The 24730-nt window shown below is 38.3% G+C and carries 18 protein-coding genes and 1 pseudogene; 17 read left to right on the top strand and 2 right to left on the bottom strand.

The genetic code is table 11. The annotated features are described in order from the left end of the window. Positions 1–59: 59 nt before the first annotated feature. The gene (locus tag FC77_RS00185; RefSeq protein ID WP_056969429.1) at positions 60–1982 is read right to left on the bottom strand and encodes an ABC-F family ATP-binding cassette domain-containing protein; all 1923 of its coding nucleotides are present in this window, start codon (positions 1980–1982) and stop codon (positions 60–62) included. Positions 1983–2167: 185 nt separating this feature from the next. Here FC77_RS00185 and FC77_RS00180 point away from each other — a divergent pair, with 185 nt between their 5' ends. Further along, positions 2168–2821, top strand: coding sequence for a redox-sensing transcriptional repressor Rex (locus tag FC77_RS00180; protein WP_056969427.1), 654 nt, complete (start codon positions 2168–2170; stop codon positions 2819–2821). Positions 2822–2890: 69 nt separating this feature from the next. On the opposite strand, the pseudogene FC77_RS00175 reads toward FC77_RS00180, so the two are convergent. Continuing rightward, positions 2891–4349, bottom strand: a pseudogene (locus tag FC77_RS00175) (sucrose-6-phosphate hydrolase). A gap of 232 nt (positions 4350–4581) precedes the next feature. Between FC77_RS00175 and groES the strand changes: the two are divergent. The 16 genes from groES to FC77_RS00095 all read left to right on the top strand — a co-directional run bounded on the left by groES (position 4582) and on the right by FC77_RS00095 (position 24726). Next, positions 4582–4866: a co-chaperone GroES gene (gene groES / locus FC77_RS00170; protein WP_054681148.1), complete on the top strand. Its 285-nt coding sequence runs from the start codon at positions 4582–4584 to the stop codon at positions 4864–4866. Between the two features lie 19 nt (positions 4867–4885). After that, positions 4886–6508: a chaperonin GroEL gene (groL, locus tag FC77_RS00165; RefSeq protein ID WP_054681146.1), complete on the top strand. Its 1623-nt coding sequence runs from the start codon at positions 4886–4888 to the stop codon at positions 6506–6508. Positions 6509–6646: 138 nt separating this feature from the next. Next, complete coding sequence (gene mutS, locus FC77_RS00160; protein ID WP_151443682.1) at positions 6647–9235, top strand: DNA mismatch repair protein MutS; 2589 nt, start codon at positions 6647–6649, stop codon at positions 9233–9235. Continuing rightward, entirely contained in the window at positions 9235–11130 is a 1896-nt protein-coding gene (gene mutL / locus FC77_RS00155) for a DNA mismatch repair endonuclease MutL (RefSeq protein WP_056969423.1), read from the top strand. Before mutS ends, mutL begins: the two co-directional genes overlap by 1 nt. A 3-nt stretch (positions 11131–11133) precedes the next feature. Further along, on the top strand, positions 11134–11718 hold the full coding sequence (ruvA, locus tag FC77_RS00150) for a Holliday junction branch migration protein RuvA (RefSeq protein ID WP_056969420.1): 585 nt from the start codon (positions 11134–11136) through the stop codon (positions 11716–11718). A 38-nt stretch (positions 11719–11756) separates the two neighbouring features. Next, positions 11757–12782 (top strand): Holliday junction branch migration DNA helicase RuvB, encoded by a 1026-nt coding sequence (gene ruvB / locus FC77_RS00145; RefSeq protein WP_373290557.1) that lies wholly within the window; start codon positions 11757–11759, stop codon positions 12780–12782. 72 nt (positions 12783–12854) lie between these two features. Further along, positions 12855–13325, top strand: coding sequence for a preprotein translocase subunit YajC (gene yajC, locus FC77_RS00140; protein WP_056969419.1), 471 nt, complete (start codon positions 12855–12857; stop codon positions 13323–13325). 108 nt (positions 13326–13433) lie between these two features. Beyond that, positions 13434–14885 carry a glucose-6-phosphate dehydrogenase gene (gene zwf / locus FC77_RS00135; RefSeq protein ID WP_056969417.1) on the top strand — a complete coding sequence of 484 codons (1452 nt, stop codon included), beginning with the start codon at positions 13434–13436 and terminating at the stop codon, positions 14883–14885. Beyond that, positions 14878–16014: a DNA polymerase IV gene (dinB, locus tag FC77_RS00130; protein ID WP_056969535.1), complete on the top strand. Its 1137-nt coding sequence runs from the start codon at positions 14878–14880 to the stop codon at positions 16012–16014. Before zwf ends, dinB begins: the two co-directional genes overlap by 8 nt. Before the next feature lie 50 nt (positions 16015–16064). Beyond that, the gene (locus FC77_RS00125) at positions 16065–17021 is read left to right on the top strand and encodes a DHH family phosphoesterase (RefSeq protein WP_056969415.1); all 957 of its coding nucleotides are present in this window, start codon (positions 16065–16067) and stop codon (positions 17019–17021) included. After that, on the top strand, positions 17014–18375 hold the full coding sequence (locus tag FC77_RS00120) for a DEAD/DEAH box helicase (RefSeq protein WP_056969413.1): 1362 nt from the start codon (positions 17014–17016) through the stop codon (positions 18373–18375). The genes FC77_RS00125 and FC77_RS00120 overlap by 8 nt, the downstream gene beginning before the upstream one ends. A 242-nt stretch (positions 18376–18617) precedes the next feature. Next, entirely contained in the window at positions 18618–21257 is a 2640-nt protein-coding gene (gene alaS, locus FC77_RS00115) for an alanine--tRNA ligase (RefSeq protein WP_056969411.1), read from the top strand. Positions 21258–21309: 52 nt separating this feature from the next. Then, positions 21310–21567 carry an IreB family regulatory phosphoprotein gene (locus tag FC77_RS00110; RefSeq protein WP_004045418.1) on the top strand — a complete coding sequence of 86 codons (258 nt, stop codon included), beginning with the start codon at positions 21310–21312 and terminating at the stop codon, positions 21565–21567. After that, positions 21568–21996, top strand: coding sequence for a Holliday junction resolvase RuvX (ruvX, locus tag FC77_RS00105; RefSeq protein WP_056969409.1), 429 nt, complete (start codon positions 21568–21570; stop codon positions 21994–21996). Between the two features lies 1 nt (position 21997). After that, positions 21998–22312, top strand: a complete 315-nt coding sequence (locus FC77_RS00100; RefSeq protein WP_054681142.1) for a DUF1292 domain-containing protein — start codon at positions 21998–22000, stop codon at positions 22310–22312. Between the two features lie 56 nt (positions 22313–22368). Beyond that, on the top strand, positions 22369–24726 hold the full coding sequence (locus tag FC77_RS00095) for an endonuclease MutS2 (RefSeq protein ID WP_056969407.1): 2358 nt from the start codon (positions 22369–22371) through the stop codon (positions 24724–24726). Positions 24727–24730 lie beyond the last annotated feature (4 nt).

The following is a 24730-nucleotide window of genomic DNA, read 5'->3' as shown; positions in this document are numbered from 1 at the left end:
AGCAATTTAAAAGCATAAAAAATGGCTTAAGAAGGAATCATTCTCTTAAGCCATTTTTGTTATTCAAATTTATCTAATTCGTCAATTGCCTGTCCCCAATCATCATTTGCACTATCTATTTGCTTTTTAACAGTAGATAATTTTTCTTGGAGAGGACCTAATTTATTAAAATTAGTGGCAATCTCAGGATTCGCCATTTGCTTTTGAATCTCTTTCTGTTTTTGTTCTAGTTGCTCAATTTGTTTTTCAACCTGGTCAACTTTTCTCTTTAATTTTCGTTTCTGTGATTCATGTTGCTTTTGCTCTTGATAAGAAAGTTTCTGTTTGTTAACTTTCTTAACCGGTTGGGTATCTTGCGTGTCGGCATCTTTCTGGGTTGCCGCAGCCTGTTTAGCTTTTTCATCCAAATAGTATGAATAATCGCCATTATAAATCTTGGCGCGTTGGTGGTTAATCGAGACGACCTTGTTTGCCAACTGATTAATGAAGTAACGGTCGTGAGAAACGAATAGTATGGTACCATCAAATTTTTGCAGGGCTTTTTCTAAGACTTCTTTAGCCTCAATGTCTAAATGGTTGGTCGGTTCATCCATTAGTAAGAAGTTGTTGTGTTCAAGTGAGAGGACAGTTAGGGTTAACCGGGCTTTTTGTCCACCGGATAGTTGCCCCACGGTTTTATCGATATCTTTCGCCGTAAAAAGAAAACTCGCCAAAATTGAGCGAACATTGCGTTCAGGCATGGTTTTGTGACGATCCCAAATGGTGTCCAAAACGGTTTTACTTGGATCTAACCGCTGTAACTCTTGGTCATAGTAACCAATATCGAGGGATGCACCGTACTTAATGGATCCGCCTTTAGGGGTAAGCTGCTTCATAATGGTTTTAAGTAAAGTAGACTTGCCGATCCCGTTGGGACCAATTACGGCTACGCGGTCACCTTTATTGATTTGAAAAGAAATATCTTTAACCATCGTCTTATTGGGGTAACCGATGATTAAATTATTTAAAATCAAAACTTCTTTGCCAGATGGTCTTTCACTCTTAAATTGAATTCTTACTTTATTCTTATGCTTAGGCGGCTTAATGCGGTCAATTTTTTCTAATTGTTTGCGTCTACTTTGCGCCCTCTTAGTTGTTGTGGCCCGAACCAGGTTCTTTTGGATAAATTCTTGATCCTTCTTAATTTTTTCCTGTTGTTTTTCGTAAGCTTCTTCCTGCTGGCGATTACGTAGTTCCCGCTCGGCGACATATTGAGAATAATTTCCTTTAAAGGCAGTTAGTTTGCCGAATTGTAACTCAAAGATTTGGCTTGCCAAGTGGTCTAAGAAATATTGGTCGTGGGAAACAAATAAGATGGCACCGGAATAACCTTTAAGGAAATTCTCTAACCAGTCCAACGTATCAAGATCTAAGTAGTTGGTAGGCTCATCAAGTAAGAGTAGTGCCGGTTTGCGTAAAAGCAGCTTAACAAAGGCCAAACGTGTCTTCTCACCACCAGAAAGACTTGCTATCTTTTTGCTCCAAGTTTTTTCTGGAAAGTTAAATCCATTCAAAATACTCTTGATGTCTGATTGGTAGGTATACCCGCCTTGTTGTTCAAAGTTGAACTGCATTTGGTCATACTGTTTAAGTAATTTCTTGTCTTCAGGATGATCAGCAATGTCTTCTTGCATCTGCTGCATCTTCTTGCCCGCTTTAATGAGTGGATTAAAAACAGAAAGCATCTCATCCCAAATGCTTTTATCTTCATTTAGTGCATTTTCCTGCGCGATATAGCCAACATCAATTCCCTTGTTAACCGTAAATTGTCCGTGGGTCGGTTCTTCTTCACCCATCATAATTTTCAGCAGGGTGGTTTTGCCAACACCATTAGGGCCAACCAACCCGATTCGCGCATTTGAGTCAATTGAAAAGTTAACTTTGCTGAATAGAGTATTAGCGCCAAATTGTTTTTCTAAGTTGTGTCCTTGTGCAATAATCATTATTTTTCACCTAAAAACATTCTATCATATACTCCAAATTTCTAATTTATTAACCAAATATTATGATTTAGTGAAATCTCAAAGATTGTGAAAAAAATACTTGCAAATGCCGTTGCTTTGTAGGTAAGATAGTGGTACTTAATTGCTCATTCACAAACATGGAATACTTACTGGAGGATTGTACAATGGAAAAAATAAAAATTCCCAAGGCAACAGCGAAGCGCTTGCCGCTTTATTATCGTTATCTCATTATTTTAAATGATGAAGGCAAAGAAAAAGTTTCTTCAACTGAGTTATCTGAAGCAGTACAAGTAGATAGTGCTTCAATTCGGCGTGATTTTTCTTATTTCGGTGCCTTAGGCAAACGTGGTTACGGTTATGATGTAAAAAATCTGTTAACATTTTTTAAGAAGATTCTAAACCAAGATACTTTAACTAACGTTGCTTTAGTTGGGGTAGGTAATTTGGGTCACGCTTTGCTTAATTATAATTTTAAGCGGAGCAACAATATTCGCATTTCGTGTGCATTTGATATTAATAAAGATATCACTGGTAAAATTTTAAGTGGTGTACCAGTTTATGACATGAGTGAATTAAAGAAGCAGTTAAGTGATCAGCAAATTTCAATTGCTATCTTAACTGTTCCATCTACTGCTGCTCAGAAAACAGCTGATGATATGGTAGAAGCAGGAATTAAAGGAATCATGAACTTTACGCCAATTCGGCTTTCTGCTCCTTCAAATATTCGTGTTCAAAATGTTGATTTGGCTACAGAATTACAGACATTGATTTACTTCTTGAATTCAGATAAGTCTGATAAAACGGATAAATCAAAGTAATACGCTAATAATTTATTTTAATAACCATAATATGTCTCAAAAGTGTTTGGCTTTTGAGAATTTTTTTGTCTATAAAATAGATTTTATTTTCCAAAATTTGCCCTGGCATTCACTATTTTTATCCAAAACAATTTTTTGATCTTCAGGATTAGAAAAGTAACGGCCAGTCATGACGTGTTCACCATCATTTGCAAAAATTTCTATTAAAGAATGGTCGACGAAAATGTCGAGCTTTAATTCTTTCTTTTCTGCAAATTTGATGATCCTGCTTTGACCGTATTTGACTGAAACTGGCTTACCAGCTTTAGATCGATCTAAGGTCAATGAGCCATTTTCAGTATCGAAAATTATTTGCAGGCTTTGGCTTAAATCCTCGTTTGCTGCTAAGTGTAAAGTTCCCTGTTTATTTGCTGGGATGGTAATTTTTAGTTCATATTGTCCACTAACATTATTTTTGACAAAATCCCTGCTTATTTTCTCTTCGTCATAGTGGAGTGATTTCATTGCAGGTACAGGCCTTTGCATTAATTTGCCGTTTTCGATAGTTAATTCCTTAACCTGGCTTAGGCAGTTTGCCCAATTTTCACTATCAGTGGGGTAAGTAGTATCAGGCAAGCCTACCCAGCTGATTTCATACACTTTGCCATCAGGAGCATTGAAAGCTTGGCTAGCATAAACATCAAATTCGTCGTCTAAATTTTTTAACTTGCCTGAATTGATAATTTTATGATTTTCCCAATCAATTTTGTCGCCAATGACATACATATTAGGATAAATATTGTCATATTCAGCGACTTTCTTATCTAATCCTTGCGGGCAGAAAATTAAGATAACTTTGCCGTTAAATTTTACTAAGTTAGGGCACTCAATCATGTAACCCATGTTGTGTTTACTAAATTTTAAGAAACCTAATTCATGCCAATCCTTTAGATCATCAGATTGCCAAAGGTCGATGTGTCCGTGTTTGTTTACAGAATCTTGAGCGCCGACGAGGGCATAGTAATGTCCATTTTCTTTTAGTATTTGGGGATCACGAAAGTGTTCAGTAATATAACTAGGATTTTTAAAAAGAATATGTTTATCTTGAACCGTACCATTTTTATCCATCCAGGCTCCAATTTGGTATGGAACTCTTTTCCAGTTTTTGTCACGGTGATTACCCGTATACATGATGAAAAGTTTATTACCAATTGTTTTGGCAGAACCTGAATAGGCACCGTGTGAATCAGCCATGGTATCTGGCTTGATAGCTAAGCCTAAATATTTCCAATGGACTAAATCCTTTGACTTAAAATGTACCCAAGATTTAAGGCCGTGAACAGGTCCAAAAGGATATGATTGGCAAAATAAGTGGTATTTACCGTTAAAGGTAAGAAAAGCCGTTGGGATCATTGATCAAACCGGAGATGGGATGCAAATGATAGTGCATTTGGTATTTAGATCTAGCAGCTTGTTTTTGCAACTGCTTTAAAACTTCTTTTGGCCATTTGTCATATGGTAAGTATCTTTTCTCTGTGGTCCAATTCATGATTTATTCTCCATTTAGAATTTATATTCTTATGATTAATATTCTACCTTAATTATTAGTTATTTTTGATCTTTTATTTAGTAGAAATTAGCACTTAAAGTAGAAAAGTGCTAATTTTCTCTTGCATTATCTTCAAAAAGGGGGTACTATAATATTTGTAAGTTAGCACTTGACCAAATGGAGTGCTAATCATAATAAATGATATATAAAAATATTTTTAGGAGGGACAAACGTGTTACAACCAATTGGTGATCGCGTGATCGTAAAAGTTAAAGAAGAAGAAGAAAAGACTGTTGGCGGAATCGTCCTTGCATCTAATGCTAAACAAAAGCCAACTGAAGGCGAAGTTGTCGCTGTAGGTGAAGGCGCTTATGCCGATGATGGTAAAAGAATACCTATGACTGTTAAGAAGGGCGACGTCGTTTTATACGATAAGTATTCAGGTACTAACGTTAAATACGAGGGTCAGAAGTACTTAGTCCTTCATGAAAAAGATATTTTAGCAATTGTTAAATAATTAAGGAGCGTATTTAAATATGGCAAAAGACATTAAATTCTCAGAAAATGCAAGACGTTCCCTTGTAAAGGGTGTTAATAAGTTAGCTGATACTGTAAAGACCACGATTGGTCCTAAAGGTAGAAACGTTGTTTTGGAAGAATCCTACGGCAACCCTAACATCACTAATGATGGTGTTACCATTGCTAAGTCAATTGATTTAAAGGATCACTACGAAAACATGGGTGCTAAGCTTGTAGCCGAAGCCGCACAAAAGACCAACGATGTTGCCGGTGACGGTACGACCACTGCCGTTGTTTTAACTCAAGCAATTGTTCGTGAAGGTATGAAGAACGTTACTGCTGGTGCTAACCCAGTTGGTGTTCGTCGCGGTATTGAAAAAGCTACTGCAGCCGTAGTTAATGAATTACACAAGATTAGCCACAAGGTTTCATCAAAAGACCAAATCGCTCAAGTAGCTTCAGTTTCATCATCTTCTAAAGAAGTTGGTAAGTTAATCGCTGACGCTATGGAAAAGGTTGGTCATGATGGTGTAATTACCATTGAAGATTCACGTGGTATCAACACTGAATTATCTGTTGTTGAAGGTATGCAATTTGACCGTGGATACTTATCACAATACATGGTTACCGACAATGACAAGATGGAAGCTGATTTGGATAACCCATACATCTTAATCACTGACAAGAAGATTTCTAATATTCAAGATATCTTGCCACTATTACAAAGCATTGTTCAACAAGGTAAGTCATTGTTAATCATTGCTGACGATGTTAGCGGTGAAGCTCTTCCAACACTTGTTTTGAACAAGATCCGTGGTACCTTCAACGTTGTTGCTGTTAAGGCTCCTGGCTTTGGTGACCGTCGCAAGGCTCAATTACAAGATATTGCTGCTTTAACTGGTGGTACTGTTATTACTGATGACCTTGGCTTAAGCTTGAAGGATACTACAATTGATCAATTAGGTAAGGCTCGTCGTGTAACTGTAACCAAAGATTCAACTACCATTGTTGATGGTGCTGGCTCAAGCGATGCTTTGAAGGATCGTGAAGATTCAATCAGAAAGCAAATTGATGAAACTACTTCTAGCTTTGACAAGAAGAAGTTACAAGAACGTCTTGCTAAGTTAACTGGTGGTGTAGCTGTTATTCATGTTGGTGCCGCTACTGAAACTGAATTAAAGGAACGTAGATACCGGATTGAAGATGCTTTGAATTCAACTCGTGCCGCTGTTGATGAAGGTTATGTTGCCGGTGGTGGTACTGCTTTAGTAAACGTTGAAAAGGCAGTACGTGACCTTAAGGGTGATACACCTGATGAGCAAACTGGTATTAACATTGTCTTAAGAGCAATGACTGCACCTGTACGTCAAATTGCCAAGAACGCTGGTAAAGATGGTGCGGTTATCTTGAACAAACTTGAAACTCAAGATAAAGAAATTGGTTATAACGCTGCTGATGGCAAGTGGGAGAACATGGTTAAGGCTGGTATCATTGATCCAACCAAGGTAACTCGTACAGCCCTTCAAAACGCTGCATCAATTGCTGCACTTCTTCTTACCACTGAAGCTGTTGTTGCTGATATTCCTGATGACAAGTCTTCTAAGAACTCTGCTGCAGGTGCTCCTGGTCAACAGATGTAATTAAAGATTACTGATCAAAATAATTCTAAAAAGATCGCGTGAAGCGATCTTTTTTTTGTTCTATTCTTTAGCGTATAATAGTTAGCAGTAAAAGAGGAAAGAAAAAGAGGAAAAATGGCTAAATCAAGTACGACTCCGATGATGGAGCAATATTATGAAATTAAAAAGCAGTATCCTGATGCCTTTCTTTTTTATCGCGTCGGTGATTTTTACGAATTATTTGAAGATGATGCGGTTAAAGGGGCTCAACTTCTAGAGTTAACTTTGACGCACCGTTCTAACAAGACCAAACATCCGATTCCAATGGCTGGTGTGCCGCATGCAGCTGTGGAAACCTATGTGAATACTTTAGTAGAAAAGGGTTATAAGGTTGCACTTTGTGAGCAACTAGAAGATCCGAAAAAAGCTAAGGGCATGGTTAAGCGTGGCATCATTCAATTGGTTACGCCGGGAACGATGATGAATGACAATCCAAATGATGCTAAGGATTCTAATTATTTAACATCGGTTGTAACAACCAAGAGCGGTTTTGGCTTAGCCTATAGTGATTTATCTACCGGTGAAATTTATGCTACCCACCTAAAGAGTTTTGCTGCGGTTTCTAATGAATTATTGTCATTAAGAACCAAAGAAGTTGTGTATAACGGCCCATTAACTGATAAAGATAAGGATTTTATGCACAAGACCAATATTACCGTTTCAAAACCCATTCAGCTTAAGGGTAAACATGCCGAAGTTTCTTACGTTGAGCAAAAGTTAACCAACGGTGCAGAAAAAGAAGCAGTTAAACAGCTGGTTGGCTACCTCTTGACGACCCAAAAACGCAGTTTAGCCCACCTGCAGATTGCTAAGAGTTACGAAGTTAGTCAATACTTACAGATGTCGCATACTGTGCAAAATAATCTGGAACTGACTGCTTCTGCTAAAAACGGTAAAAAGATGGGTTCCCTCTTTTGGGTTTTAGACAAAACTCATACTGCAATGGGTGGCAGGTTGCTTAAACAATGGCTTGCCCGGCCACTTTTATCGACCAATCGTCTTAATCACCGGCAAGAAATGGTTCAAGCTTTGCTTGATGGTTATTTTACTAGAGAAAATGTAATTGATGCCCTTAAAGGTGTTTATGATTTGGAACGATTAACCGGGAGAATTGCTTTTGGCAATGTTAATGCCCGTGAATTATTACAACTTGCTCATTCCTTGCAGGCAGTTCCGGTTATTTTAGACGCATTAAACCAATCTGATAGTAAAACTTTAAAGGATTTTGCTAGTAAAATTGATCCGTTAAAGGGCGTCGCTGAAATGATTACTACCACCATAATTAAAGATCCGCCCGTTTTGACAAGTGAAGGTGGCTTAATTCGTGCAGGCGTAGATAAGCAACTGGATCGTTACCGGGATGCAATGAATAATGGTAAGAAATGGTTGGCCCAGATGGAGGCTGAAGAACGTAAGAAAACCGGAATTGAGACTTTGAAAGTTGGCTATAACAAGGTGTTTGGCTACTATATTCAAGTTACTAATTCGAATAAGGATAAGGTGCCTTTAGATCGCTATACACGTAAACAAACTTTAGCAAACGCAGAGCGTTACATTACTCCTGAATTGAAGGAACACGAGAATTTGATTTTGGAAGCACAATCGAAGTCGACAGACCTTGAATATGACTTGTTTGTCAAGTTACGTGAAGAAGTAAAGAAGTATATCCCGGCCTTACAAAAGTTGGCTAGTCAATTGGCCGCACTAGATGTGTATTGTGGCTTTGCGACTGTGGCTGAACAGAATAACTATTGTCGTCCAAGTTTCCACACCGATAACCAGGATATTAAGATTGTTGGTGGGCGCCACCCGGTAGTTGAGAAGGTAATGAAGGCAGGAGCCTATATTCCAAATGATACGCATATGGATTCTGATACCGATATTTATCTAATTACCGGTCCCAATATGTCAGGTAAGAGTACTTATATGCGGCAGGTAGCCCTGATTGCCATAATGGCTCAGGTTGGTTCTTTTGTTCCAGCAGATAGTGCCGATTTACCGATCTTTGACCAAATTTTTACCCGAATCGGTGCAGCCGACGACCTGATTTCTGGACAAAGTACTTTTATGGTAGAAATGAACGAAGCTAATGATGCTTTGCAATATGCTACTAAGAGAAGTTTGGTTTTGTTTGATGAAATTGGCCGTGGTACTGCAACTTATGATGGGATGGCTCTAGCAGGAGCTATTGTTATGTATTTAAATAATGAAGTTGGTGCCAAAGTTTTGTTTGCAACCCACTTCCATGAATTGACTGATCTTGATAAAACTTTAGATCATTTGAAGAATATTCACGTTGGTGCAACCGAAGAAAATGGCAAGTTGATCTTTTTACATAAAGTTTTACCTGGTCCGGCAGACCAAAGTTATGGTATTCACGTAGCTCAATTAGCTGGTTTGCCAAATAAGGTTTTGCGTGAAGCCACTAAATTACTTAAACGACTTGAGGCTCAAGGTAGTGAATTAGGACCAACGAGTAAACAGCTTGACTTGTTTTCTGCTAGTTCAAATGATGACGACGAACAAGAAGCAGCACAAGATGAAGACGATAATGAGCCAGAAGTTTCGAGTGCTGAAAAAGATGTTGTAGATGAAATTTCTAACCTTTATTTGGCAGATAAAACGCCGCTGCAGGTAATGCAGATGGTCGAAAATTGGCAAGAAGATTTAAAGGATGAAGATAAATAATGGCGCAAATTCATGAATTATCCGAAACTTTAACCAACCAAATTGCGGCTGGGGAAGTTATCGAACGTCCTGCCAGTGTTGTTAAAGAATTAGTTGAAAACGCAATTGATGCTGGAAGCACGAGAATCCGAATCGACTTTGTTGACGCTGGCTTGAAACAGATTATTGTTCAGGATAATGGCTCTGGAATAGCCAGTGATCAAATTGATTTAGCTTTTACCAGGCATGCAACCAGCAAGATTAATAATGAACATGATCTGTTTAATGTTGCTACTTTAGGTTTCAGAGGCGAGGCCCTGGCTTCAATCGCTGCGGTTGCCCATGTTGATATTTTAACCAGTACTAAGGGTGATATAGGTACACACGCTAGTTTTAGTGGTGGTGTAAAGAAGAGCCAGGAAGAAGCTTCTGCACGTAAGGGAACACAGGTAATTGTTAAAGATTTGTTCTATAATACGCCTGCTCGTTTAAAGTATTTGCGCAGCCCTAGAACTGAAATTATGAAAATTGTGGATATCGTTAATAGAATTGCACTGGGATACCCACAGATTTCAATCACCTTAGCCAATAATGGTAGAGTTTTGCTCAGAACCGCAGGAAATGGTAACCTTCAACAAACCGTAGCCAATGTTTATGGCCGTCACATTGCGGAAAAGATGTTGCCGTTTAAGAAGGCTGATAATGATTTTGAAGTTAGTGGGTTACTGTCTAAACCAGAATTGACAAGATCAACCCGTAATTTTATTTCAATTTTACTCAATGGCCGCTATATTAGGAATTTTAAGCTGGCTTCAGCTGTAATGGATGGTTATGGTTCACGCTTGGCTGCTAAGCATTATCCCGTTGCGGTTATTGCGATTCACGTTGACCCGCTGCTTGTGGATGTTAATGTGCACCCAACCAAGCGCGAGGTCCGTTTATCTAAAGAAAAAGCATTGAGCCGTTTAATTACAAGTGCGGTAAGCGAGGCTTTGGTAAATAATATTGAGCAGCAGTCTGACGCGTTTAGTAATATAGCTAATAATCAGGATACGCTAGTTGATCAACTAAAATTTAACTTAAATAAGGATGTAGTTAATACAAAACGTGCAAGTGACGATGCCGAAGTTCATGAAGCTGCTGCTGAAAAAGTAAGTACAGCTGAACCAAGAAAAAAAGGCAGCACAAAGTATGTTGATCTGAATACCCCTCGTGAAGACGATCGCTATATTTTAACTAAAACTTGGGATGAGAACGTAGTAAAGCAGGAGCAGCTCATGCCATTTTCTGATAGTAAGGCTAACGCTGAGATAATCTCTTCTGGGGATGAAACTTTAGCCAATAACTTACCCGAATTGACTTTTATTGGTCAGACAGATACTTATATTTTGGCTGATAATAAGGGTGACCTATTTTTGGTCGATCAGGTTGCGGCAAGGCGACGACTTGCTTTTGCAAAAATCGTGAAAATGATTTCTAATAAAAAGATTACCCAGCAAGGTTTACTTAGTCCGATTGTGTTAGAGTTTGGCAATTTGGATTTTATCCAGATTAAAGCCAAATTAGATGATATTAAGAAAATTGGTATTTTTCTAGATGATTTTGGCCACAACACTTTTATCATGCGTTCGTATCCAACCTGGATTAAGGGCGACGTTGAAGATTCAGTTCGGGGGATCTTAGACAGTTACTTAAATCTGGATCACGGCGATTTTGCCAGTTTGTTTAAGCGGATTGCAGCCAAACAGGCTAAAAGAGAAATTGGTGGCCGGACTAAGTTGTCAGCTGCGGAGTGTAGTGAAATTCTAAATGATTTGCGTAAGACCTCCGATCCATACCACGATGCCGAAGGCAATTTGATAATAGTTCGAATTAGGCAGAATGAATTACGAAAAATGTTTAAAAAGGATGAATAAATAATGTATGAATACCTGAAAGGGACCGTTACTAAAATTGCACCAAATTACATCGTCGTTGATGTAAGTGGGGTTGGCTATAAAGTATATAGCCCTACGCCCTTTGCCTATAAAGAAGGGCAGAAAGTATGCGTTTATATTGAACAAATTGTGCGTGATACGGGCGTGACGCTTTATGGTTTCCAAAATGAGGATGATAAAGGCTTATTTTTAAAACTACTTAGTGTTAGTGGTATTGGCCCTAAATCCGCAATAGCGATTATGGCAGCTGAAGATAGCGACTCGTTAGCTGAGGCGATTCAGCAGGGAAAGGTTACGTATTTAACTCGTTTCCCAGGAGTTGGTAAAAAGACGGCTTCGCAAATTGTGCTTGATTTAAAGGGTAAGTTAGGAGATTATGTTCAAAAAATTGATCGTGTAGATAGCAAACGAATTTCCCCAGCTTTAAATGATGCCCTTCTCGCACTAATAGCATTGGGTTATACCAAAAAAGAAGTTAAGCGTATCACACCTGAATTAGAAAAGGCAGATGCCGAAAGTGCAGACCAATATATTAAAAAAGGGCTGGCGCTTCTACTTAAGAAGTAATTCTTGCTATAATGAAGATGATTTGTTTTTAAAGGGAAGTGAAACTGGTGGCAGATAAAGATGATTCGGTAAATTCGGGACAAGTTGAAGGTCCTAAGGAAGAAAAGGCAGAATTTTCTCTTCGTCCGCGGACTTTAAAACAGTATTTGGGCCAAAAACGTGTGAAGAAAGAAATGGCTGTCTATATTAAAGCTGCTAAGCAGCGTGATGAGGCTTTAGATCATGTTTTACTTTACGGGCCACCAGGTCTTGGTAAAACTACTTTAGCCTTTGTTATCGCCAATGAACTTGGTGTGCACTTAAAGAGCACGAGTGGGCCTGCAATTGAAAAAGCCGGTGATCTGGTAGCTTTGCTTACGGATCTTGATCCGGGTGATGTTTTATTTATTGATGAGATTCACCGCTTAGCTAAACCAATTGAAGAAGTGCTTTATTCTGCAATGGAAGATTATTATATTGACATTGTGATTGGCGAAGGACAGACCACCCACGCTGTCCATGTTCCGTTACCACCGTTTACGTTGGTTGGTGCAACTACCTTAGCTGGGCAGTTGTCAGCACCATTACGTGATCGTTTCGGTATTGTTGAGCATTTACAATATTATAATGTTGATGAACTTGAACAAATAATTCTTCGTTCCAGTGCGGTTTTCCATACAAAAATTGCACCAGAAGCGGCCCATGAATTGGCAAGAAGGTCCAGAGGGACACCACGTGTTGCCAACCGGCTTTTACGCAGGGTGCGTGATTTTGCTGAGGTAAAGGGTGAGAAGGTTATTTCACTTGAAACTACTGAACGAGCCTTAAAGCAGTTACAGGTTGATGATGCTGGGCTTGATCAGACTGACCGCAAGATTCTGCGGACAATGATCGAAAGCTATGGTGGCGGTCCAGTTGGTGTTCGTACATTGGCTGCAAATGTCAGTGAAGATGTAGAAACGATTGAATCGTTATATGAACCATACCTTTTACAGCATGGTTTTATCTTGCTTACTCCACGTGGTCGAATGGCAACAGATAAGGCTTATTTGCAACTTGGTTTGCCTGTTCCTAATGAGGACTAGTGTAAAAGTACTTTATTTTTTGTATAATTGATGTATTGACTATTTATTAAATGATTTGATGAGGTGTAAAATTTGAATACTTTATTTTTAGCAGCTGCCGGTGGCGGTAATAATATGCTTATTCTTCTTTTGTTTGTTGGATTGATGGTACTTATGTACTTTACGATGATTCGTCCACAAAAAAAGCAACAACAAAAACGGGTCCAAATGATGGACAAATTGAAAAAGGGCGATCAGGTTATCTTAGTTGATGGCTTGCACGCTAAGATTGATTCAATTAACAGTAAAGACAAAACTATTGTGATTGATGCCGATGGTATTTATCTGACATTTAGCAGGATGGCCGTTCGTCAAATTCTTCCTTCTGCAACCGCTGCTCCTAAAGAAGCAAGTGCTACAACAAACACGACTTCAACAGATAAACCTGTTGTAAAAGATACGGATAAGCCAGCAGATACTGCTGAGACAAAGCCTGAAGATAAACCTGCAGAAACAAAAGCAGATGATACTGCTGAAAAGAAAGATGATTCTGATAAAGAATAATTTTTATTATTTAGAAAAAAGCGTCGAAAGACGCCTTTTATTTTGCTTAAAAAAAGCTTACTGTAAAATAGAACTTGTGTATAAACAATGTTAAGGAAGGTGTCCTTTATGAAAAATATTCCTGTCGTAATGATTATTTTTGGTGGAAGCGGTGATTTAGCCCACCGAAAGTTATATCCAGCTTTATTCAATTTGTATGAACAAAATCTGATTCATGATAATTTTGCAGTAATTGCTACTGCTCGCCGTCCGTGGTCACACGAATATTTGCGTGGACAAGTTAGTGATGCAGTTCATGAAACACATACCCAAGTTAATGAAAGTGATTTGAAGGATTTTGCCAGTCATTTTTATTATCAATCACATGATGTTACTAACGTTGAACACTACGTAACCCTTAAGAAGCTGGCTCAAGAGCTCGATGATCGTTATAGTGCACAAGGAAATCGGATCTTTTACATGGCAATGTCCCCACGTTTCTTTGGTACAATTGCAACGCATATCAATGATCAGCATTTAACCAGCACCGGTTTCAACCGGGTTGTTGTTGAAAAGCCATTTGGACACGATCTTAAATCTGCTGAGAAGTTAAATAAGCAGATCAATGCTTCATTTAAAGAAGAGGATGTCTTCAGAATAGACCATTATTTGGGTAAAGAAATGGTGCAGAATATTTTACCCCTCCGCTTTACCAATCCGCTGATTAAGAATATTTGGAATCCAAAATCAATTAAAAATATCCAAGTTACTTTAGCTGAACGTTTGGGTGTTGAGGCACGTGGGGGTTACTATGAAACTTCTGGTGCAATGCGTGATATGGTGCAAAATCATATTTTTCAAATTGTCACTTTGCTTGCAATGCCGGAGCCAAAGGATCTTTCTTCAACAAGCATTCATAAGGCTAAGCAAGAACTATTAGATAGCTTGATTATTCCAGATGATGACGAAATTAAGAAGCACTTTGTCCGTGGTCAATACTTAGGTAGCGATTCTACTTTTGCTTACAAGCAAGAACCTAATGTTGATAAGAATTCTACTACTGAAACCTTTGCTGCTGGTGAAATTAAATTCAAAAAGGGTCCGGTTGCTGGGGTACCGATTTACTTTAGAACTGGAAAAGAATTTAAAGAAAAGAAGAGCCGCATCGATATAGTTTTAAAGCACAGATCAAATTTGTATGGGCAAGCTCATTCCAATAATATTACAATTGAAATTGAACCTAATATGCAGATTTTTATCACGATTAATGGTAAAAAAATTACTGAAACCGGTATTCGCCGAGAAAACTTAGCTTATACTTTTTCTAAAGAAGAAAAGGCATTAATTCCAGATGGGTATGAGAGGCTGCTTCACGATATTTTTGTTAATGATTCAACTAACTTTACTCATTGGAGCGAGCTTAAGCGTTATTGGCAATTTATTGATGCTGTCGAAGACGATTGGAGAAAAGAAGATAAGACGGGTAATCCGCAGATAGCCCAATACTTGCCTTACAGAATGGGACCTAAAGAAGCTTCCAATATCTTTGAAACTCCAACTGAACATTGGATTTATGAATAATAAACAAGAAAATTTGTTGCCTAAAAATGACATCCATCGCCGGATTATTCATCTGGATATGGATGCCTTTTATGCTTCAGTAGAAATGCGGGATCATCCCGAATATAAAACTAGGGCTTTGGTTGTTGGTCAAGATCCGAGGGAGCACCACGGACATGGGGTTGTTGCAACGGCCAATTACGTTGCAAGAAAATATGGAGTTCATTCGGCCATGCCATCAATTAAGGCGTTACGCTTGATTCCAAAGCAAAATTTAGTGTTTATTAAACCTAATTTTAAAAAATACCGTGCGGTTTCGGCTGAGATTCACGGGATAATGCACGAAATAACTGATATGGTTCAATCAATTTCGCTTGATGAAGCGTACTTAGATGTAACTAATAATAAAATTGGTGCTACTTCTATTGCACAAATTGGCGTAGTATTACAAACAAAAATTCGCCATGAAACAGGATTGAATTGCTCTTTTGGTGCTACTTATAATAAATTCTTAGCGAAAATGGGATCAGAATATTCTAAGCCTTTTGGTCGAACGGTCATTTTGCCAAGTGAAGCTAAAGCATTTTTAGCAAAGCAAAAGATTGAAAAATTTCATGGAATTGGACCCAAAACGCAGAGAAAGTTGCATGATATGGGTGTTTACACCGGTAAAGAATTGCAAGCAATGCCGGTTCGTGCTTTAATTAAGTACTTCCACCGCATGGGCTATATTATAGCGGAGCATGCTAATGGAATTGATCTTTCACGGGTGGTCCCTGATTCAGAACAAAATCGTAAATCGATCGGGATAGAAAGAACTTACGAACCTAGTATTTATTCAAAACAAAAAGCATTATCAAAGTTACACGATTATTGTGATAGCCTGGAAGAAAAGTTGCAGCAGCGTAATTTCTATGCGAATACGATAGTTTTAAAGGTTAGAAACACTGACTTTGAAACGGTAACCAAGCGGAAGAAATTGAAACACGCCATAAATAATAAAAGAGAAATATATGAAGCAGCACGTGCTTTGTTTGAGCCAATTTCTAATCGGTATCTTAGTGAAGGCATAAGATTGTTGGGTGTAACGGCGACAGATTTCTCCAAGGCGGATTTTCAAGCAGTAGATTTAAACTTATTTTCTGATTGATTATGTTTTCTGTTAAAATAGATAATGATTAGCTTTTAAGGAGAAAAATTATGAGCACTTTTGATGATATTTATGAAGAAATATTACAATACCCAACTATTGTCGTTCACCGCCACACTAGTCCTGATCCCGATGCACTTGGTTCTCAAGCAGGCTTAGCAAGATCACTCAGCGAAAAATTCCCAGAGAAACGAATTTTATGTGCTGGGGAAAATGATGAAGGCGACCTGGCTTGGATCAACCGAATGGATCAGGTTAAGGCTGATGATTACCAAGGTGCTTTGGTTATTACTACGGATACGGCCAACACTGAACGGATCTCTAATAAGTTATATGATCGTGGCGATTTCTTAATTAAAATCGACCACCACCCTGATGTGGATCCGTATGCAGACATGAGTTATGTAGATCCTAATGCTTCTTCTGCTTCACAAATTATCGCTGATTTTATCAATAAAGAGGATATACCGCTGACTGAAGAGGTTGCCTTCCCACTTTATGCTGGAATTGTTGGTGATACGGGTCGCTTTATGTATCCAGCAACCAGCGCTCATACTTTTGAAATTGTCGCTCAACTTACAAAAACCGGCATTGATATCAGTAAAATTGCTAGGAATATCAGTGATGTGAGTTTTGCGCAAGCCAAGTTACAAGCCAGTGTTATGAACTATATGAAGGTGGATCCCAGTGGTGCTGCTTGTGCAATCTTGACCCAGGATAGGCTAAAAAAATTAGGTGTTAATTCTGAGCAAACCGATTGTACCGTTTCTACTCCGGGTAGAATTAAGGATGTTATTGCTTGGAACGTCTTTGTTGAAAAGCCTGATGGTACTTTTCGGGTTCACTACCGTTCAAAGGGTCCGGTTATCAATAAATTGGCTGCTAAACATAATGGCGGTGGCCATGATTTAGCCAGTGGTGCTAATGCCAAAGATATGGATGAAGTTAAGCAGATTTTTGCGGAACTAGTCCAAGTTACTAAAAAGTATGATAAAGATCATGAATAATATTTTTAAAGATCCTAGGATTAAGCCTGAAATTCAGGCTGGCCTAGAGAAAATTCATTTTACTAAACCGACCGAGGTACAAGAAAAGGTAATTCCTGTGCTTCTGACACATAAAAATGCGGTTGTGCAGGCTGTGACAGGCTCGGGCAAAACCCATGCCTATTTAGTACCAGTTTTAAATGAAATTGATACCACAAAGGAGTATGTTCAAGCAATTATCACTGCACCAAGTAGGGAATTGGCCGAGCAGCTTTATCAGGTAGCACGTCAATTGCGGGATGCCTCTGGTTTGAATATTTCAATTGCACACTTTGCAGGCGGAACTGACCGTGAGCGGCAATTAAAAAAGCTTGAAAATCGGAAGCCACAGCTAGTAATTGCTACACCAGGACGTTTGTATGATTTCGTCCAAAAGAAAAATTTTGCGATTGATCATGTAAAAGCTTTTATTATTGATGAAGCCGACATGACTTTAGATATGGGATTCCTGGAAAATATTGATTACGTTGCCAAACGGCTGCCTAAAGACACCTTGTTTGCTGCATTCTCAGCTACAATTCCGGTTAAATTATCCAATTTTTTGCGGAAGTATATGGATCATCCTGAGCAAATTGTGATTGGCAGTAAAACCATTATTGCACCAACGATTAAGAATGATTTAATTGACATTGGTTCAAAAAATCGTAAGAAAATTCTTTATCAATTATTAACGATGGGCCAACCGTATTTAGCGTTAGTGTTTGCTAATACTAAGCAAAAAGTTGATGAGTTAACTGAATTTTTGCAAAATCAAGGCATGAAGGTTGCTAAAATTCATGGTGGCATCACGGAGCGGCAACGTAAACGTACGTTGCGTGAAGTTGAAAACGGACAATTTCAATACGTAGTTGCGACGGACTTAGCGGCTCGTGGTCTTGATATTAACGGGGTCAGTCTAGTTATTAACTATGAAATTCCTCGTGACCTTGAATTTGTTATTCACCGAATTGGCCGAACCGGTCGAAATGGCTTATCTGGTCATGCCGTTACTTTGATTCGGGAAGAAGAGATGGACCGGATTGAAGAACTCGAAAAGATGGGCCTTCACTTTGATTTTGTTGAAATTAAAAATGGTGAACTGGTTCCGCGCAAGCACTATCACAGGCGCAATAACCGCAAGGCCAAAAATCATAAGATTGACACTAAGCTTAATGGTTACGTCAAAAAAGAAAAACGCAAGCGTAAGCCTGGCTATAAGAAGAAGATTAAGCGGGCTATTCAAGAAGATAAAATGCAGAAGCGTAAACTTGAACAGCGGCATGAAGTTCGTAAAGCTAAACGTTTGCGTAAGCGTCGGCGCGATCGTGGACGTTGACAAACGTTCAGCATGTAGTACAATTATTTCAGCTTAAGATATGTTTTTTGATTTAATAGTTCAAAGAGAGAGCCAAGCGCTGAAAAAGCTTACTGTTTTTCAAAAAATGCTCCTTCAAGTTTTTTAACATGATAATAATTAAGAGGTAACAAACACAGTTGCAATTGAGGTGGTACCGCGCACGTAGCGTCCTTGAGTAAAGCAACGGTGTTTTTTATTTTGCAATAAAGAGGAGAAAATTAATGAAGAGACTAACTAGTTCACAGTTTCGGCAAATGTTTTTAGACTTTTTTAAAGAGCATGGACATATGATTTTACCGAGTGCCTCACTTATTCCACAGGATGACCCAACTCTTCTTTGGGTTAACTCTGGTGTTGCTACTATGAAAAAGTATTTTGATGGTTCTGTTGTTCCTAAGAATCATAGGATTGCTAGTTCACAAAAATCAATTAGAACTAATGATATCGAAAATGTTGGTAAAACTGCCCGTCACCAAACTTTCTTTGAGATGTTGGGGAACTTTTCCGTTGGCGATTATTTCAAAAAAGATGCCATAAATTGGGCATGGGAATTTTTAACCAGCCCTAAGTGGTTAGGTTTTGATAAGAGTAAGTTATACTGTACCGTTTATCCTAAAGATACCGATGCCCAAAAACTTTGGGAAAAAGCAGGGATGCCTAAAGACCATATCGTTAAGTTAGAAGAAAACTTCTGGGATATTGGTGAGGGACCTTGTGGACCCGATTCAGAAATTTTCTATGATCGTGGGCAAAAAAACAATAATGTAGCCGAAGATGATCCAGAAAATTATCCGGGTGGAGAAAATGGCCGCTACCTTGAAATTTGGAATATTGTTTTCTCACAGTATAACCACTTACCAAATGGCAAGTACGTTGATCAACCGCATAAGAATATTGATACCGGTATGGGCTTAGAACGGGTACTCTCAATCTTGCAAGATGCACCAACTAACTTTGAAACCGACCTGTTTTTGCCAATCATTCATGCAACCGAAAAGATGACTCCGGGCAAGAAGTATGGGACAAATAAGAAGGATACCACCGCATTCAAAATTATTGCAGACCATGTTCGTGCCGTAAGTTTTGCCATTGCTGATGGTGCACTTCCATCCAACTCTGGTCGTGGTTATGTTTTAAGGCGTTTGATTCGCCGGGCCGATTTAAATGGGCAACGCTTAGGTATCAAAGGTGCCTTTTTGTATAAATTAGTGCCAGTAGTTGGTAAAATTATGGAAAGTCATTATCCAGAAGTTACTGATCAAAAATCCTTCATTTCTAACGTTATTAAAAATGAAGAGAAGAGGTTCCAATTAACACTTGATTCTGGTTTAACTTTACTTGATGGTTTGATTGATAAGGCTAAAAAATCAAATAAGAAGACTATTTCTGGTAAGGATGCATTTAAGTTATTTGATACTTATGGATTCCCATATGAATTAACATTTGAATCTGCCCACGATGCCGGTCTTAAGGTGGATAAGAAGGGCTTCGATGCAGAAATGCAGGCTCAAAAGGATCGTGCGCGTAAGGCACGTGGTAACCTTCAATCAATGGGTTCACAAGATGTAACCTTAATGAATATTAAGGATAAGTCAGAGTTTGAATATGGTGTTAATGAAGAAAAGCACGCTAAATTATTAGATATTGTCGTTGATGATAAATTAGTGGATACGGCTGACGGTGAACATGCTGCCTTGATTTTTGATAAGACACCATTTTATGCTGAACGTGGTGGTCAAGTTGCCGATCATGGTAATATTTATAACCAAGATGGTGAATTAGTTGCTAAGGTAACCGACGTTCAACATGCCCCAAATGATCAAAATTTACATTTTGTTGATATTGTTCTGCCTCTAAAAAAGGGTCAGGAATATGTCTTAAAGATTGATCAAAAACGCCGCAGTGGTTTGGAACATGCTCACTCAGCTACCCACCTTCTTGATGCATCATTACGAAAAGTTTTAGGTAAACATACTCACCAGGCTGGTAGTTTAGTAGAACCAGATTACTTGCGTTTTGACTTCACAGCGATGGATCCGATGACAACCCGTGAACTTCAAGCAACTGAAGAATTAGTCAACCAAAAGATTTGGGAAGCAATCGATGTCAAGACTATCGTTACTGACCAGGAAACTGGTAAGAAAATGGGAGCCATTGCACTTTTCAATAGTAAATACGGTGATAAAGTTAGAGTTGTTCAAATGGATGACTTTTCAAGTGAATTTTGTGGTGGTACTCATTGTTCAAATACTAGCCAAATAGGTGTATTTAAGATCATATCTGAATCGGCTGTCGGTGCTGGTACGCGAAGAATTGAAGCTGTTACTTCCAAGAAAGCTTACGAATATTTGGCTAACCGGTCAAATATTCTCGATGATGTTCAAGAGAAAGTTAAGTCAACTAAACCAGAAAAGATTATTGATAAAATTAATTCACTCGAAAGTGATTTACGTGATAGCCAAAAACAAGTTGATGAGTTAAACTTAAAGATTAACCAGTCAAAAGCCAGTGAATTATTTAACAATGTTAAACAAGCCGGCGATTTAACTGTCATTGCTCAAAAGGTTAATGCTAAAGGTATGAATGATTTACGAGAGCTTGCTGATAACTGGAAGAGTAGTAATAAATCAGACGTTCTGATTTTAGCAACAGAGAGTAATGGTAAAGCTAATATGATCGTCAGTTTAGGTAAAAAAGCCTTGGATAAAGGCTTAAAGGCTGGCGATTTGATTAAAAAGGCCGCACCAATCTTTGGTGGTGGCGGCGGTGGCCGTCCCAACATGGCCCAAGCCGGTGGTAAAAAACCTGAAGGCTTACAAAAAGCCATCAATACCCTAATTGATGAAATTTCTAAAAATTAATTAATTGAGTTTAAGGCTTTTTTCAAGTAAAATTGTGACAGGAGGAATAATTATGAGTTCGCTAGATAAGACAATGCATTTTGACTTTAACCAAAATAAAGGAAAAAATGTTTATGATACTCTGCAAGATGTTTATAATGCTCTTGAAGAAAAAGGCTATAATCCAATTAACCAGATTGTAGGTTACTTACTTTCTGGCGATCCTGCTTATATCCCAAGACACAATGATGCCCGTAATTTAATACTTAAACACGAGCGTGATGAAATTATTGAAGAGCTTGTAAAGAGCTATCTTGGTAAAGATAAATAAATGAGACTTGTAGGTTTAGATGTAGGATCAAAGACTGTGGGTGTAGCAGTTAGTGATGAATTAGGCTATACCGCGCAAAAAATTGAAACAATCCCGATTGATGAAACAAAATATAATTTTGGCATGCGTCCTCTAAAGAAGGTAGTCCGTAAATATGATCCAGAGGGATTTGTTTTAGGGTTACCTAAGAATATGAATGGAACTTCTGGCCCTTCAGTTGCCAGAAGTAAAGCATATGGAGAACGACTGAAGAAGAAATTTGGCTTGCCGGTTTATTATTCTGATGAACGGTTAACAACAGTGGAATCAAACCGGGTATTGATTGAAGAAGCCGGTATACATGACCGTAAAAAACGGAAAAAAGTCGTTGATCAAATGTCTGCGGTTTTGATTTTACAGAATTATCTAGATCTACACCGAAAGGATTAATATGACAGAACAAGTTCATGGTAATGGTGATAAGGATCGCCAAATTACTCTAGTCGATGACAAGGGTAATGAAGAATTGTACGAGGTTTTATTTACATTTCATTCTGATGATTATAATAAATCTTATGTTCTTCTTTATCCGTCAGCGGTTGGAGATAATGAAGAAATTGAAGTTCAAGCATTTAGTTATGATGCAGACGATGCAGGTGACGTAACAAGCAGTGACTTGCATGAGATTACTTCAGATGATGAATGGAACATGGTTCAGGGAGTTTTAAATACTTTCTTGGATGATGATCGTTTAAGTGGTAAATAAAGAAAGTGGACTGGCTAAGCCAGTCTCTTTTTATTAATAGAGAAAAATTTTTAATAATGAATAATAAGATATTAAAAACTTTAGAATTTGGGAAAATTACCCACAGGTTAAGTGAACTAGCAATTACTGCTCCTGCTAAAAAAAGGGCAGAAAAATTAGTACCTAGCAATAATTTTGACCAAGTAAAGTTAAACTTGCAACAAACTCTTGCTTTGGCCAATTTACTTAGGATAAAGGGGCAGCTTCCTTTAACTGATTTTAATGATGTGCGCCCAAGTACTAAGAGGTTATCTGTAAAGGCAAATTTAAACGCAAAAGAATTAGGTAATTTGTTATTGGTTCTTAGTTTGGCTAATTCTGTTAATGATTTTCTTGATGATATTGATGAAGAAAAATTAAATTTAGCTGCAATTGATTCAATTTTAAATGAATTGGATGTTCCAGATTTACTTTTCAGTGAATTAAAAAAATCTGTTGATTATGATGGTACTGTTCTTGATACGGCTTCTAGTAATTTAGCCCGCCTTCGTCATGATATGAAGAGTAATGAGGAAGACATTAAAAACCGGATGGATGCCTACATTAAAGGAAACAGTAGCAAATATTTATCTGAACAAATTGTTACTATTCGGGATGACCGTTACGTTATTCCGGTTAAGCAGGAATACCGAGCTAAATTTGGTGGAGTTGTCCATGACCAAAGTGCCAGTGGTCAGACTCTGTTTGTTGAACCGGGTGCAGTTTTAAACTTAAACAACCGGCAGCAAAATTTGCTTGCAAAAGAACGGCAGGAGGTACGTCGTGTCTTAAAGCACTTGTCGAACATGGCTCGTGAAGAGGTAACTAGTTTAAACTCGATTGCTTCCACTTTAACTGAACTTGACTTTTTACAAGCGAAAGCTAAATTAGCAAAAGAAATGCATGCGAGTGAGCCTAAATTAACTAAGGATCATTCACTTAACTTGCTTAAAGCCCGACACCCATTAATTGATCCTAAAAAGGTAGTACCAAATGATATCAGATTAGGCAGTAGTTTCGATACGATGTTGATCACCGGTCCTAATACTGGTGGTAAAACTATTACCTTGAAAACTGCAGGATTAATTCAATTGATGGCTCAGTCAGGATTGTTTATTCCCGCTGAAGAGGGTAGTCAAGTTGGTGTATTTAGGGATATTTGCGCCGATATTGGTGATGAACAGTCGATTGAACAATCTCTTAGTACTTTTTCTTCACATATTAATGACATTATTGCCATTATGAAAAATGTGGATGACCAAACGTTAGTACTAATTGATGAAATTGGTGCTGGAACCGATCCAGAGGAAGGTGCTAGTTTAGCTATTAGTATCCTAGACTTTTTGCGTAAGAAAAAAGCTAAGATCATGATTACCACGCACTACCCAGAATTAAAACTTTACGGTTATAACCGGCCAAGAACAACCAATGCTTCAATGGAATTTGATTTGAAGACTTTGTCCCCGACTTATCATTTACAGATTGGAATTCCCGGCCACAGTAACGCATTTGCAATTGCCCGTCGGTTAGGGATGCGTGAAGATGTTGTTAAGAATGCTGAAGGGTTAATGTCAGATTCTAATTCTGATATTAATAAAATGATCGAGCGCTTAAACAAGCAGACTAAGGCTGCGACTGATGCGCGTAATCATTTGGAAACCAGTCTTGATCGAAGTGAAAAATTAGAACAAAAATTACAGCACGCTTTAGATTGGTATAACCAACGAGTACAAAAACAGCTTGAATTTGCCCAAGATCGAGCCAATGAGGTTGTTTCTAAAAAGCGTAAACAAGCCGATCGGATTATCGATCAACTTGAAAAGCAGGGTACCAATGCTAAAGAAAATAAAATCATTGACGCAAAAGGTAAGTTAAACAGCCTAGAACGTCAAAACGATAATTTAGCACATAATAAGGTCTTACAGCGTGAAAAACGTCGTCATCATGTAAGTGTAGGGGATCGTGTAAAAGTCCTCTCATATGGACAAACTGGCACAGTCACAAAGAAATTATCTGAGCATGAATATGAAGTACAATTAGGTATCATTAAAGTTAAGGTAAGTGATCGTGATATCGAGAAGGTTAGTAAAAGTAGTTCTGCCGGTAAACAGAAAGCAACGGCTAGAACTACCACTGCCTTAAGACGTAATAATGTTCACAGTGAGCTTGATTTACGTGGCCAGCGCTATAACGAGGCTATGACCAACCTTGATCGTTACATTGATTCTGTTCTTTTGGCAGGACTTGATACAGTTACGATTATTCACGGGATTGGTACTGGTGCCATAAGAAAAGGTGTCTGGAAATATTTGCGTAATAGCAACCACGTTAAGAGTTTTAATTATGCTCCAGCTAACCAAGGCGGCAATGGTGCAACCATTGTCCAATTAAAATAAGCTA

Origin of the sequence: Lactobacillus acetotolerans DSM 20749 = JCM 3825 (assembly GCF_001436775.1) — a bacterium.
GTDB classification, from domain to species: Bacteria; Bacillota; Bacilli; order Lactobacillales; family Lactobacillaceae; genus Lactobacillus; species Lactobacillus acetotolerans.
The sequence above is the reverse complement of the archived record's forward strand: the minus strand, read 5'-3'. Positions and strand labels throughout refer to the sequence as shown.